Consider the following 14368-nt stretch of genomic DNA (forward strand, 5'->3'; position numbering starts at 1 on the left):
CCACCCTCGGGCAGGTGGCCGCGGTCGCCGGGAGGCGGTTCGTGCGCCGCCGCAGCCTCTACTCTGATGTCGGACCCCCACAGGGCCTTCCCCCGCAGCGTGGGCGGGACTCCCGCCCGGCACCACCGAGAACAGGCGGCCGAGGGCATGAAACCACTGCGCCCAGAAGACCCCCGTCAGTTGGGTCCCTACCTCCTCGTGGCCCGGCTGGGAGCGGGCGGGATGGGCCGGGTCTATCTGGCGAGGACGCCGGCCGGCCGCTCCGTCGCGGTCAAGGTCATCCGCCCCGACATGGCGCAGGACAAGAACTTCCGTATCCGGTTCCGGCGCGAGGTGGCGGCCGCCGCCGCGGTCGGCGGCACCTACACGGCACGCGTGGTGGACGCCGCCCCCGACGACGACACGCCGTGGCTCGCCACCGCCTACGTGCCCGGTCCCACGGTGGCGGAGGCCGTCGCCGAGCACGGGCCGCTGCCGGTGGAGACTGTCCTCGCGCTCGGCGCCGGCATCGCCGAGGCGCTGATCGCCGTGCACGCCGAGGGGCTCGTGCACCGCGACCTCAAGCCGTCCAACGTGCTGCTCGCCGAGGACGGCCCGCGCGTCATCGACTTCGGCATCGTCCGGGCCCGTGACGGCTACGAGCTCACCGGCTCCGGAGCCCTGTTCGGCTCCCTCGACTACATGTGCCCCGAACAGGCCACCGGCGATCCGATGGGACCGGAGGGAGACGTCTTCTCCCTCGGCTCGGTGCTGGCGTTCGCCGCCTGCGGACACCCGCCGTTCGGCGCCGCCGTGGGCGCGGCACTGCTCTATCAGGTGGCACACGGCTCGGCCGACCTGTCCTCGGTGCCCGAACCGCTGGACAAGATCATCAGCCTCTGCCACGCCAAGGATCCGGCCCTGCGCATCAGCCCCGACCGGCTCTCCGCGGCCTGCGCCCCCGCCGGCGCCGAGCACGTCCTGACGGAGGGCTGGCTGCCCGCCCCGGTGGCCGCCATGATCGCCGACCGCAGGACGGCCGCGACGGACCTCGACGACCCCGTGCGAACCGCGCGGCCCGCGCCCCCAGCGCGGTCGGCCCCGGACGGGCCGTCCGTCGCCGTCGCGCCGTCAGCCCCCGACGCTGCGCTCCACCCGGAGCCGTCCGCCCCGGACCGGTACGGGGCGGACCCGGCCACGGCGCGTCCGTCGGCGTACGGCGGCGCCCACGGCGGGGGCGGCCCGTACGGCACGCGGCGCCCCCGCGAAACCGGTGACGCCGGAGGGGACTGCCCTACCGGCGCGGTCGACGCCGGCGGAAGCACGCGGCCCGCCGCCGGGCCCCCGGAGGGAGAACTCTTCGCACCCCCGGAGGATCCGGCGCCGGAACGCTCCGCCGCGCCCGCGCCCGCGCACCGCCGTGCCCCCGTCCGCCCAGGTGTCCCCAGGCGTGCGATCCTCGCCGTGACCGCCACCGCGGGCACGGCACTCGCCGGGGGCGCCGCCATCGCGGTCCGGGGCAGGACGGGACAGGGGCGAACGTCGCGCCCGCTCGGCCCGCCGCCCGAGCCGACCTGGGTCTACCGCGGCGGCCCGCTGCTGCAGGCCCCGGCCGTCTTCCACGACGGCACGGCACTCTTGAAGACCCGCCCGGGCGACATGATCTGCCTCGATCTGGCGAACGGCTCCCGGCCCCGATGGGTCTACCAGGGCATCAGCGTCTCGCCCAGCCCGGTCCTGTTGACCTACGGCGCCGCGGTCGCGCTCGGCACCGGCGCGACGGTGATCGGCGTCGACCCGGCCGGCGGCGAAGAGCGGTTCACCCTCGACTTCGGCCAGGACTTCGAGTTCACCCAACTGCTCGGCGGCTACGACGACCAGGCCGTCTCGGTCCTCGGCGCCAAGCTCCAGCGCCGGTCGGCGGAAGCGGGTGTGGCGACCTCCACCAGCGCCGTCTTCGGCGTCGATCTCGGGGCGCGCGAGGCCGTCGTCATACCGGTCGACCCGCAGGACGTCGGCATCCCGCTGACGCCCGTCATCACCGACGACTACTTCGTCTACGCCGACGGACTGCGCAACGTCGCCGTCCGCAGCACCCGAGACGGCGGCGGCCTGCGCTGGCGGCATCAGGTGGGCTACGACCTGCGGCCGGGCCTGGCGGTGCTCGGCGGGACGGTCTTCGCCGTCGGCTCCCAGCTCATCGCCCTCGATCTGGCGACCGGAAGGCTCCGCTGGAAGGCGAAGGCCGAACGCGGCATGTTCGCCTCCCTCGGAGCGGGCGGCAGCACCCTCTACGCCACCGGCACCGACCCCTCCGGCGTCCACGCCTTCGACGCGGCGGACGGCTCCCGGCGCTGGTTCTGCGAGACCCCCCGCCTCAACGTCGACAACCCGATCGTGGTGGGGGCGCACGCCGTCTACGTACCGGCCTTCGAGAACCGACACGGCTTCTACGCAGTCGACACCGCTTCCGGCCGTCTGCTGTGGAACTTCACCGACGGCCGCGAGACGGGCGTCAACGACTGGCAGCTCGCGTGCGACGGCGCCGGACACCTCGTGGCCCAGCACTTCGACAGGGTCTACGGACTGCCCGTCACCTGAGCACCGACGCCGACGCCGGCGCCCCGGGCTCCAGGCACTCGCCGTCTGCCGTCTGCCTTCGGCAGTCCTCCCTCCGGCAGTCCTCCCTCCGGCGTCGGCCCTCCGGCCTGCTCGGCCACCGTCGGCCAGAGGCCTCGAATCCGGCGTGACCTGCCCATGCGCAGGACGCCGGCCCCGCCAGGCGCGCGCGACGGGCGGTCGGTCGGGCACTCGGCCGGAGCTCGGCCGCACGCCGAATCCGCCGACGCGCGAGCGCCGGTGCCGGATGGCACGCTGAGGAAACACAGGATCTGCGAAAGGGAATCGTCGTGATCACCACCGACCTCACCCCCGGTGCCCCCCTGCTGGATCGACCTCGGCGCACCCGAAGTCCGGGCCGCCGCCGCGTTCTACGGCGCGGTCCTCGGCTGGGAGTACGAGCCCATGGGGGGCGAGGGGGAGGAGATGGAAGGGGGGATGTTCCGCAAGGACGGCAAGATCGTCGCCGGACTCGGCAAGCTCACCGAGGAGGGTGCGCGTTCGGCCTGGATGATCTACTTCACCGTCACCGACGCGGACGCCACGAGCCGGGCCGTGGAGCAGGCGGGCGGCACGGTGCGAGTGGCGACGAGGGATCTCGGCGAGTGGGGCCGGATGGCGCAGTACAGCGACCCGGCCGGGGGCCAGTTCGCCGTCTGGCAGCCGGGCAAGACCCAAGGCTTCGAACTGGCGGACGAGCCGGGCTCGCTCTCCTGGACCGAGCTGTACACGAGCGACGCCGCGGCCGCCAAGGAGTTCTACGGCGGTGTTCTGGGCTGGCGGTTCAGCGACATGGCGCTGCCGGGCGGCGGGGGCACGTACTTCCTCATCACCCCGGAGGGGCTTCCCGAGGAGCGCATGCAGGGCGGCCTGATGGAGCTCGGCAAGGAGAACCTCTTCCTGACGGGCGGACGGCCCTACTGGCACCCGGTGTTCGCCGTCGCCGACTGCGACGCGGCGGTCGCCGCCGTCACCGGCAACGGCGGCACCGTGCAGATGGGACCCGAGGACGCGGAGGGCGTCGGCCGGCTGGCCGTCTGCCTCGATCCGTCGAACGCGGACTTCGTGGTGCTGGCTCCGGCCCGCAGCTGAACCCGGCGAGGACCGACCGGCGGCGCGGCGACACGGCCGTCCGCCGCGGCGACCGGGAACCGGCGTGCCCGATCGCCGCGACGCTCGCCCGGTCGCCCGGCCGTAGAGCCCGCCTGCGTGTCTGCCTGCGTCCGTGGATGCCCGGCTGAGTCCGTGCGTGCCCGGCGGGCCGGGCAGTGCGTGGCGTATCGCGCGGCGCTTGGTGGGCGGCGGTCGGCGGCGCGTGGAGCCGTCCTGCCGGTCCGCCGCCCGAGCGGGCTACTCGCTCTTGGGCGCCGCCTGCTGGGCCACCTCGAACGACCAGAGGGTGGACCCCGAAGCCGCCGGCTTGGCCCGTTCCCCCTCCGGGCCGCCCCGGTGCGCCGCCTTCATCGGTCCTTCGAGCCACGCCTGGAACGACTCCTCGTCCCGCCATCGCGTGTAGACGAGGTAGGAGTCGGTGCCCTCGACCGGGCGGAGCAGCTCGAACCACTCGAATCCGTCGGAGTTCTCGACGGCGTGGGCCCGCGCGGCGAACCGCTTCTCGAGGGTCTCCCGCTGTTCCGGCGGCACGGTCAGTACGTTGATCTTGACTACGCTCATGGCCCCATCCTGCCTCCCCGGCCGCCGGGACGCCGGACCGCCCCTCCCCGGCCCTCGCGCCGCGCACGGCTTCGCGGCCGGGGGAGCGGAGGGCTCGGAGGGCTCGGAGGGGGAGCGAAGGGGGATCGGAGGGGGATCGGAGGGGATCGAAGGCGGAGCGGAGGGGGAGCGGAGACGGGCCGGGAGGTCTCGTCGGCTCGGTGCGCCTTGCCTGCGACGGGCGCCAGGCGCACGCTGTCCTTATGAGCGCGCAGGAGGGCCCCACGCTCATCGCCTCCGTGCAGCGAGCCTTCCGTCTGCTGGAGGCGGCGAGCGCACACGACAACGGCGCGCCGGCGAAACAGCTGGCGCGCGAGGCGGGGCTGCCCCTGGCCACCGCCTACCACCTGCTGCGCACCCTGGTCCATGACGGCTACCTGCGAAAACTCCAGGACGGCGGATTCATCCTGGGCGAGAAGCTACGGACACTGCACACCACGGGACGCGCGCAGGCGCTGCTCAGCCGGGTCCGCCCCACGCTCGCCGCCCTGCGGGACGAGTTCGCGACCGCCGCCTACCTCACCTTCTACGAGGACGGCGAGATCAGGGTCGCCGAGATCGTCGACGGGCCGCGGGCGCCCCGCGTCGACCTGTGGGTCGGGTTCGAGGACGCGGGGCACGCCACCGCGCTCGGCAAGTCGGTGCTGCGCGAGCTGGACGAGGACGCCCGCAAGGACTACCTCTCCCGGCACCGCCTCGCCGACCTCACGCCGAGGACGATCACCAGCGCCCCCGAACTGCTCCGCCAGCTCGACGCCTCGCCGGTGGCTCCCGCGGTCACGGACCTGGAGGAGTACACCCTCGGCACGGTCTGCGTCGCCGTGCCCGTCTACAGCGGTGACACGCTCGGCTCGCTCGGCGTGTCCCTGCCGGCCGACCGGCGGCCCCGGATCGAGGAGGTCCGGGCCCGGCTCCTCCCGACCGCCGACCGCGTGACCAGGGGTCTTTCGCTCTCCTTCTGATCGTTCACTATCTGAAATCCTGCTCCTTGTGAGCGCCCGGGCCGAACCCGTTTCCTAAAGGGAAACGGACATTTCAGAAGTCCCTCGGCGCACAGGTGAGGATTGCGGACCCAGCATGAGTCAGGCCCGGAACCATGGTGACGACCACTTCCCGACGCGGCTGTTCGGAGGTCGGCCGGCAGGCCCACTGCTGCCCGTCCTGATCGTTTTCGTCCTCGTGCTCGTCGGCCTCGTCGGCGGGGCGGGGATGATCTGGCTGCCGTTGCTGGCGGCCGGGCCCGCGCTGGCCGCGACCACCAACGGGCCGCGCGGCGTCCTGTGCGTCGGTCTCCTCGCCGCCGGTCTCGGGGCGGCGGTCGGCGCCCGTGACGGCGCCTCCTGGCCCGAGCTGGCGGCCGTGCTGACCGCGCTGACGGCGGTCACCTCGGCGAGTGCCCTGGCCGGCGCCCTGCGTTCGCGCCGGGAGCGGGTCCTCGCGGCCGTCCGGTCGGTCGCGGAGGCGGCCCAGCACGCGCTGCTCAAGCCGGTGCCTGCGACGGTGGGTCCCTTCGAGGTGGCCGTGCGCTACAGCGCGGCGGCCGCGGAGGCCCGGATCGGCGGGGACCTGTACGCGCTGGTGCCCACCCCGTACGGCGTGCGGATGATCGTGGGCGACGTGCGCGGCAAGGGGCTGCCGGCCGTGGGGACCGCCGCCCTCGTCGTCGGCGTGTTCCGCGAGGCCGCCTACGACGAACCCGATCTCCTGGCGGTCGTCGACCGGATCGAGCGGAGTCTCGCGCGCAACCTCGGGGGCGACGACTTCGTCACCGCCGTGGTCGCCGGGTATCCGCGGCCGGGGCAGCTGGAAGTGGTGAACTGCGGGCACGCGCCGCCCCTCCTGGTGCGGGAGTCCGAAGAGGTGGTGGCGGTGGAGGCGGCGCAGCCGGCCCCGCCCCTCGGGCTGCGCGCCCTGACCGGCCAGATCCCCGGCCTGCAGGTGCTGCCCTTCGCCGACGGCGACCAACTGCTGCTCTACACGGACGGGGTCATCGAGGCCCGGGACGGCGAGCGCGCGTTCTATCCGCTCGTGGAAGGACTCACGCGCCATCTGTCCGACGAACCGGCGCGCACGCTGGACGCGATCCACGACGAACTGCTGGCGCATGTCGGCGGTCGCCTGCACGACGACGCGGCGCTGCTGCTGATCCGCAAGCCGGCCTGCGACGCGCCCTCGGTTCCTCAACTGACCGATCGGGGAACGCTGTTGGGGGACCGCTGCGGGTGATCGCCGTGGCGGGTGCTGCAGACTGTGCCCATGACACGCATGAGGAAGTTCGCAGCCGCGCTGTCAGCCGCCTCGGCCGCGCTGCTCGCGACATCCCCCACCGCCTCCGCCGGCCCCGTCGGCGCGCAGACCCCCACCGCCTCGACGTCTTCCACCCGGCACGCGCCCTTCGTCCGGGAGGACTTCGACCGTCTTCCCCTCGGTCCGGTGACCGCCGGACGCGGCTGGACCACCGACGCCTCCGCAGGCTCGCTCACCGTGGAACCCGGGTCCACGGGACACGGCCGCGAACTGCGGCTGCACACGGAGGGCAACGGCCGTGCCTTCCTCGTGTTCTCCGGCCTCGCTCCCGCCGGGAACAGCTTCTGGGCCCGTCTGCGGCTGAGGGTGGACCAGTTCCCCACGGCCCCCGACTGGGCGCACTGGACCATCGCGGAGGCCTCCGGTTCCGACGACCCCACGCTGGTACGCCCGTTGGGCGGCCAGTACGTCCCCACCTCGCGGGCGAACTTCTGGGGAGTCGGGTCCGACCTGGGCCGCACCGGCGACTGGACCGCCTGGAAGACCTCCGCCCCGGCCGCGGCCGGGGCCTGGAGCTGCGTCGAGTTCCACCTCGACGCGACCGACAACCGCGTCACCGTCCATCTGGACGGCGTTGAGCAGTCCGAACTGACGGTCTCCACGAAGGTGCACGGCGGCACGGCGGACGACTTCGTCTTCCCGCACTTCGACACGCTCAAGCTGGGCTGGCAGCTGTACCAGGCCGGTCCCACGCCCGCCTCGTACGACGTCCGCATGGACGACGTGGCGCTGAGCCCCCGGCGCGTGGGTGGCTGCGCCCCCTGACACGAGGTCGGTTGACACGAGGTCGGTTGACACGAGGTCGGTCCCGCCCCCGCGTCGCCGGGCGGATCGGCCGACGGGCCCACCTCCGCGTCCGCCCTCACCGGACGGGCGACGGCCGCCGCGTGACGGGCCCGGAAACGGCGCACATCGTGCCGACGGCCGGCACCCTCCCACCCGTCCTCGCCGGGCCGCGCTGACGCGTTCCGGCGCTGACGCGTGCCGACGAGCATCGGCGGGGGCGTCGCGCATCGGCGGGGCACCGCACGGCGCCGCGCCGGTGACGGCCCGGTCCGCGGGGTGCGCGTCCTCGCCGACGCCCCTCCGCCCGCGGTCCGTTCGCCGGGCGGAACGTGACCGCGTCGTCGCGACCTCAGCTCGCGGCGCACCCCGCCGCAGGCGCTGAACCGGGGCGAGACGCACCCCACAGGCGCCCGGGCGAGACGCACGTCACAACCGCCCGGCCGGGCCGCCCGTCACATTCCGCCGACGCGTTCCGTCAGTGCTGTGCAGACGTCGACACGGCTAGGAGATCAACATGGAAGCGCGTCTCAACCTCTACGGCAACCCCGTCGCGGTCACCCTCCTCAAGCACTTCAACGCGGCGGGCAGGGCCGTCACGGACTCCACGCTGCCGGCCACGATCCGGGACCTCGTGCTGCTGCGCGCGAGTCAGATCAACGGCTGCGGCTTCTGCACCGACATGCACACCAAGGACGCCGTGCACGCCGGGGAGACCCCGGTACGCCTCGCTCTGGTCGCGGCCTGGCGCGAGGCCACGGTGTTCACCGACGCCGAGCGGGCCGCCCTGGAACTGACGGAGCAGGGCACCCGTATCGCGGACGCGGCGGGCGGCGTCCCCGACGAGGTGTGGGCGAACGCCGCCAAGCACTTCGACGAGGAGCAGCTCACCGCACTGGTGGCGACCATCGCCGTCATCAACGCCTACAACCGCCTGAACGTGATGGTCCGCCAGCCCGCCGGCGACTACCGGCCGGGCCAGTTCGGCTGACGGGCGCGGCCGCGCCCACGAACGCCTCACGAACGCCGTACGAGGGCGGGCGGCGACGGCGGCTCTCCGGTCACCGGTTCACGGTGGCCGGGGAGCCGCCGTCGTTCCGGTTCCTGCCAGGGCTTCACGGAACGTGCACACCCTGCCACGTTAACTTTAGGATTCAAGCGCTACGCTCGTCGCCAGTCCGAGCGGCCGAGGAAGCCCCCACGCGACCGCTCGCCTCCCCCCCCATGCACCCCCATGCACAGGAGACTCGCGTGCGCGACGGCGACGTAGTGGTGATCGGCGGCGGCTACGCGGGCGTCCGCCTGGCGAAACGACTGGACGCGACGGCACGGGTGACGCTGGTGGACCGCAAGGAGGTGTTCTTCCACCGGATCGCCTCCCTTCGGGCCGGGGTGCGTCCGGAGTGGTCGATCACCCCCTTCATCCCGTACGACCGGCTGCTGCGCGACGGCCGGATGGTCGTGGGCAAGGCGGTCCGCATCGACACCGCCGAGCGACAGGTCGTCCTGGCGACGGGCGAACGACTCCCCTATGACGTGGTCGTGATCGCCACCGGCGCCGACTACCCCGAACCGGCTCGCTTCACCGGCACCACCGCCGAGGAGACCATCAAGTCGTTCGCCGACCACCAGCACAAGGTGGCCAACGCCCAGCACGTCCTGGTGGTCGGCGGCGGCCCCTCCGGTGTCGAGCTCGGCGCGGAGATACGCCTGGCCAGGCCCGACGCCCGGGTCACGCTCGCCCACGCCGGACCTGCGCTGCTGCACGGCACGGGCAGCGAACGCGCCGGCCGCAAGGCACTGGCCTGGCTCGAAGCCCACGACGTGGAGGTCCGGCTCGACACGTTCATGTCCCCCGGCAACGACTTCGGCACCTACCGCGACGCGCGCGGCAGCGTCATCGAGGCCGACCTCTCCTTCTGGGCCACGGGCACCACCCCCAACACGCTCTGGCTGCGGCTGGCCGGACACGGCGACTGGCTCACCGCGAGCGGCCACGTCAAGGTCGACCGCAGGCTCAGGGTCCAGGGGCGGCCGGAGGTCTTCGCGGTCGGCGACGTCAACGACGCCACCGAACTCAAGATCACCCCCGCCGCGCTCGCCCAGGCCGACCTCGCCGCCCACAACATCCGCACCTACCTGCACAGTTCCGGCAAGCACCGCAAGGAGCCCCGCCTCTATCGGCCCCTCCAGCGCACCCCGCTCATCGTGCCCTTCGGGCACGCCGACGGACTCACCCTGCTGCCCGTGCCGGGCGGCGAGAGCGCCGTGCTCGGCAGCCGCACCTCCGTACTGGCCAAGGCGAAGACCCTCATGACCCCGTACATGCGGCGCCAACTCGGCTACACCGCGACCTGACAGCGCTCTGCCGAGGCCGGAGCACCCCGCGTGCGCGAGGCCGCGGCGGCCGGCCCGCGCGGGAAGCGCCGACTGGCCGAAAGTGACGCCGGACGGCAGCGAGCGCCCTCAACTGGCCTGCGTCGAAAGAAAGTTCGCCTAGTTTGGTGAACCTGATCACCGACGTACCCGTGCAGGAGGCTTTGCTGTGTCGGACTCCCCTTCCCATACCGCCGTTACGGCCGCGACACCCGGCCGGATCGACACGTCCAAGCCGCACTCGGCCCGGTTCTGGAACTACTTCGTCGGAGGCAAGGACAACTACGAGGTCGACCGCGAGATAGGCGACCAGATCAAGGACATCTTCCCCGGCCTGGTCGACGTGGCGGTCACCAGCCGGCACTTCCTGGGGCGCGCGGTGCGCCATCTCGCCGTCGAGCAGGGCATCCGCCAGTTCCTGGACGTCGGCACCGGTCTGCCCACGGCCGACAACACCCACCAGGTCGCACAGCGTGTCGCCCCGGACGCCCGGATCGTCTACGTCGACAACGACCCCGTCGTCCTCGCCCACGCGCACGCCCTCCTGACCAGTACCCGGGAAGGCAGGACCGCGTATCTGGACGCCGACCTGTACGACCCGGAAGCCGTACTGGCGGCCGCCGCGGGCACGCTCGACTTCTCCCTTCCGGTCGCCCTGATGATCCTCAACACCCTGGGCCACGTCGCCGACTACGAGCAGGCGGGTGACCTGGTACGGCGGCTCATGGCGGGCCTTCCCTCGGGCAGCCACCTGGTGATCAGCGACAGCACGGCCACCAGCGAGGGCATGATCGCCGCGTCGGAGGCCTACAACGCCAGCGGCGCCGTTCCCTACTACGTGCGCTCCGTCGACGAGATCCGCGGCTTCTTCGACGGGCTGGAGCTGGTGGAGCCCGGGATCGTCCAGGTGACGAAGTGGCGTCCCGACCCCGATGATTCGGCCAACTTCGCCGCCGAAGTCGACGCCTACTGCGGCGTGGGACGCAAGCCGTAGACCAGCCCGGAGTAGCTCGGACGAGCTCGGACCGCGGCCCCGGGCGCCGAGGGCCCGCCCCCGTCCGGAATCGGGATCACGAAGACCAGAACGTGCGGGCTTCGGGCTTGCGGGCGTGCGGGCTTGCGGGCGGCAGCGCCGGGTGACCGGGGTGAGCGGGATGGCCGGGGTCGGAGCCCGGCAACTCGGCGAGCGCCGGGGGCAGATGGGCGAGGCGGACGCCCTCGGGCGCCCTGCGGGACGGCCCTCGACACGGGCGCCCTGCGGGACGGCCCTCGACACGGGCGCCTGCTTCCTCGACACCGTCGGCGAGCACGGCGACGGACGCAGCGGTCAGGTCATCGGCAGTCCGCTGCGCGCTCCCTCGCGCGGACGGGCGCGGCAACGCCGGCCGTGGCGACGAACCGATCCGCCGCAGGCCCACCTCCGTTGTCGACCGTGGAGGGGCGTGGTCTCAGACCGCGCCGTTCTGCAGGAGGGGCAGTGCGTCGAGGTACTCGGGCGGGTGGTCGAAGGCCCGGGTGAGGGTGGTGAGGTGGGGCTGCAGGCTGTGGGTGAGGTCGTCGATCGCGGTGGGGAACCGGTGCACGTGATGGGCGGCGATGTGACCGTCGGCGAGCAGGATGCCGGTGTGCGGGGCCAGTTCGGTGAGCAGGTGCAGGGCCGTGAGCTCGCCCAGCAGGCCCCGGGTGGGCTGATGGGTGGTGCGGTCGAGGGTGTCCAGGAGGGCGTCGGCCGCCTGGAGGGCGGTGTGGGCGCGGGCTCTCTGGAGCGCGGGGCCCGAGGCCGTGTTCCAGCGGCCCTGGGGATCGTGGGCGGGGCCGTTGCGGAGCGCGCTCCGGGCCTGGGCGTGGAAGGCGTGTTCCGTGTGGGCGAGCAGGTTGCGCAGGAAGCGGGGGTTGGTGAGCTGGGGCGGGCCCGGGTCCTCGACGGGCGGCGCCGGCGGGTGGTGCAGGAGTTCGGCGGCCGCCTTGGTGGAGATGAGGAGGTTGTCGCCCTCCGCGGTGATGGTCCCCTCGATGTACTCGGGGAAGCCGGCGAGGTGGTTGGCGGGCAGGAGCCCCTGCGCTCCGCAGCGTTCGCGGGCCTCGAGGGCGATCGTGCGCGCCTGCCAGGTGATCCACGCCTTGGCCAGCGCGATGAGGCGTTCGAGGTGGGCGCGGTCGTCGGCGGTGTGGTGGGTCCACGCGGTGGTGAGGGAACGGTGCAGCAGGGTCATCGCATAGGTCGTGGCCACCGCCTGCAGAAGCCGGCCGTGGTGGGTGCGGTGCGCGTTGACCGCGACGCGCTGCCCGGGCCGCGCTCCGCTGACGTGGCGCTGGTCGCCGTAGCGGACGGCGATGGCCAGAGCGGCGCGCGAGGCGCCGACGGCCGCCGCGCTCATGCAGAGCTTGCCCGCGGTGACGCGCGCGATGGAGGTGAGGAACCGCTTGCGCCGGTTGCCGAGGCTGCTGGTGAAGGCGCCGTCGGGGCCGAGGCGCCCCTGCTCGCCCTGAAGGAGGGCCTGTCGGGGGAGGGGCAGGTGGTCGAACGAGGTGAGGCAGTGGTCGACGGGGGCGTTCGGGCGCAGCGGGAGGGGCTCGACGGTCACGTGGGGGAGGGGCCCGTCGTGGTCGGTGAGCGGCGTCAGGAAGAGGAAGATGCCGTGGTCGCGGCCGTCGATCAGGAGACGGGCGGCGACGACGGCGGTCTTGGGGCCGCCCAGGGAACTGGTGTTGGGCATGAACTTGGCGGCGCCCGGGTGGGGCGTGTGCAGGACGAAGCCGCCGGTCCCGGGATCGAGGCGGGCCGTGGTCTCCAGCGCGGTGGCGTCGTTGCCGTGGTCGAGTTCGGTGCACAGGAACGTGCCGATGCGGCGTAGGGAGGTGAACTCGCCCAGGTCCCTCGACGGCTGGTCGTCATGGTCGAGGATGCTGCCGAGGAAGAGGTTGTAGTGGATGCTCGCGACGGTGGTGAGGCCGCCGCCGCCGTCGACGATGGCGGCCCATTCGTGCAGGGCGGTGAGGAGCGCCGGGTCGGTGGCGAGGGACACGGGGTCGTCGAGCGTGTCGTTGACCAGACGCAGCCAGGCGTAGGACTGCGCGGCGCGTTGCTCGGGCGTGACGCCGGGCCGGTGGCGGAAGGTGTCCCGGGCTATGAGACGCCGCCACGGGGCGTGGACCCGCTCCTGGTCGCCGTCCTGGTCGAAGAGCAGTCGGGTCAGCTCGCGGGCGGTCGCCGCCTCCTGCTGCGCGGTGTCCTCGTCGCGCCCGCCGGGTGCGTCCGGGTCGGGAGACGGCCCGGGCGGGGAGGCCTGCTCCGGACCACGGTCGGCTCGGCGCGGACCGGTGGGGCGTTCTCTGTTGTGGAATGCCAGAAGGGCCATGACCTCTCCCCGTCGGTCGCAGATCCGGAACCCTGTACGTCTGGATGCGCAGTGAGCCAGAAGATACGGACCTACCGGTTTTGTTATCAAGTCAGAAATCGGCAAAGCGTGGATCTTGTGAATGGCGGGATTTGAGGGGTGCCCGTGCCGAAAAGCCGCCCCTGAAGCGGCAGTTGCCCCTGAGGTTCGAGGGAACGGCGAGGCTGGGGAGTCCCTGGTGCGCAAGGGAGGCGAGGCCTGTGGTGTTCTGTCCCGTCCGCGGCGGCGACGCCGAACTCCGCCCGCGGAGCCCGGGATCGACGCGTGCGATATGGCTGACGCGGCCCCGTGGGCAGGGTCGACGCGGGAGTGGGGGCGGGGCTTCGGCGAAGTGGCACGGCACAGACCTGTCGGTATATTTTCCGGAGCCGAAATCGCGGGAGCTACCTCGGAGGTGAGGCGTGGCGCTGCAGGAACGGGCCGTGCGGACGAGACGGGCCGTCCTCGTCGCTGCCGCGGCGGTGTTCGCGGAAGTCGGATACGAGGCGGCGACGATCGCGGAGATCCTCGCCCGGGCCGGCGTGACCAAGGGGGCGTTGTACTTTCACTTCTCCTCCAAGGAAGAACTCGCCCAGGCCGTGCTGGCCGGTCAGCTGGGGGCGATTCCGGCCGTCCCGGCACGGGAGTTGACGCTGCAGCAGGGGCTGGACGAGGCGTTCGTCCTGGCGTATCTGCTGTCGGTGGGCGATCCGCTGGTGCAGGGCAGCATCCGGCTCACGGTGGACCAGGGAGCTCCGAGCGATCGACTGGACCGGCAGGCCCCGATGCGCGGTTGGATCGCGCGCAACGCGGAGCTGCTCGGGCGGGCGAAGGACAAGGGGGAACTCCTGCCGCACGTCGACGTGAACGCGGCCGCGAGGATGTTCGTCGGCGCCTTCACCGGCGTACAGGTGCTCTCCAAGATCATGACGGGGCACGCGGACCTTCCGGAACGGGTGACGGACCTCCAGCGGCACCTGATGGCCGGGGTCGCGGTGCCCGCGGTGCTGCTGCAGCTGGACACGGCGCCGGACCGGGGGGCCCGGGTCTACGAGGAGGCCGTGGAGGCCGGTTGGGGCACGGCACAACCCCAGGCGGCGGTCTGATCGCCGAGGCGGCGAAGTCCCGGCGGCGGTACGGGCAGCGGTGAGGCGACGGCCGGGCTCTGCGGGGGAGGGGCCCGCCGGCGGCCGGTCGGGGCGCTGGAGGGGCGT

Annotated in this window: 10 protein-coding genes and 1 pseudogene; 9 read left to right on the forward strand and 2 right to left on the reverse strand. The window is 73.0% G+C overall.

What is annotated here, in order from left to right; translation table 11 throughout:
• Positions 1-66: 66 nt before the first annotated feature.
• Positions 67-2580: a protein kinase domain-containing protein gene (locus ACZ7DE_RS10850; RefSeq protein WP_470759556.1), complete on the forward strand. Its 2514-nt coding sequence runs from the start codon at positions 67-69 to the stop codon at positions 2578-2580.
• Between the two features lie 308 nt (positions 2581-2888).
• A pseudogene (locus ACZ7DE_RS10855) lies at positions 2889-3690 on the forward strand (VOC family protein).
• A gap of 258 nt (positions 3691-3948) precedes the next feature.
• On the opposite strand, the gene ACZ7DE_RS10860 reads toward ACZ7DE_RS10855, so the two are convergent.
• Positions 3949-4272 (reverse strand): antibiotic biosynthesis monooxygenase family protein, encoded by a 324-nt coding sequence (locus tag ACZ7DE_RS10860; protein WP_470759558.1) that lies wholly within the window; start codon positions 4270-4272, stop codon positions 3949-3951.
• Positions 4273-4514: 242 nt separating this feature from the next.
• On the opposite strand from ACZ7DE_RS10860, the gene ACZ7DE_RS10865 reads away from it, so the two are divergent.
• The 6 genes from ACZ7DE_RS10865 to ACZ7DE_RS10890 all read left to right on the forward strand — a co-directional run bounded on the left by ACZ7DE_RS10865 (position 4515) and on the right by ACZ7DE_RS10890 (position 10771).
• A complete protein-coding gene (locus ACZ7DE_RS10865; RefSeq protein WP_470759560.1) occupies positions 4515-5273 on the forward strand; it encodes an IclR family transcriptional regulator in 759 nt (252 codons plus the stop codon).
• A gap of 115 nt (positions 5274-5388) precedes the next feature.
• Positions 5389-6537: a PP2C family protein-serine/threonine phosphatase gene (locus ACZ7DE_RS10870; protein WP_470759563.1), complete on the forward strand. Its 1149-nt coding sequence runs from the start codon at positions 5389-5391 to the stop codon at positions 6535-6537.
• Positions 6538-6567: 30 nt separating this feature from the next.
• Positions 6568-7383 (forward strand): hypothetical protein, encoded by an 816-nt coding sequence (locus tag ACZ7DE_RS10875; RefSeq protein WP_470759565.1) that lies wholly within the window; start codon positions 6568-6570, stop codon positions 7381-7383.
• Between the two features lie 535 nt (positions 7384-7918).
• A complete protein-coding gene (locus tag ACZ7DE_RS10880) occupies positions 7919-8392 on the forward strand; it encodes a carboxymuconolactone decarboxylase family protein (protein WP_470759567.1) in 474 nt (157 codons plus the stop codon).
• Positions 8393-8652: 260 nt separating this feature from the next.
• On the forward strand, positions 8653-9759 hold the full coding sequence (locus tag ACZ7DE_RS10885; protein WP_470759571.1) for an NAD(P)/FAD-dependent oxidoreductase: 1107 nt from the start codon (positions 8653-8655) through the stop codon (positions 9757-9759).
• Positions 9760-9946: 187 nt separating this feature from the next.
• Positions 9947-10771 (forward strand): SAM-dependent methyltransferase, encoded by an 825-nt coding sequence (locus ACZ7DE_RS10890; protein WP_470759573.1) that lies wholly within the window; start codon positions 9947-9949, stop codon positions 10769-10771.
• Positions 10772-11225: 454 nt separating this feature from the next.
• On the opposite strand, the gene ACZ7DE_RS10895 is transcribed toward ACZ7DE_RS10890, so the two are convergent.
• A complete protein-coding gene (locus tag ACZ7DE_RS10895; RefSeq protein WP_470759575.1) occupies positions 11226-13136 on the reverse strand; it encodes an acyl-CoA dehydrogenase family protein in 1911 nt (636 codons plus the stop codon).
• A 440-nt stretch (positions 13137-13576) separates the two neighbouring features.
• Here ACZ7DE_RS10895 and ACZ7DE_RS10900 point away from each other — a divergent pair, with 440 nt between their 5' ends.
• A complete protein-coding gene (locus tag ACZ7DE_RS10900; protein WP_470759577.1) occupies positions 13577-14260 on the forward strand; it encodes a ScbR family autoregulator-binding transcription factor in 684 nt (227 codons plus the stop codon).
• Positions 14261-14368: the final 108 nt, after the last annotated feature.

This window comes from Streptomyces sp. NPDC037083, assembly GCF_055606485.1.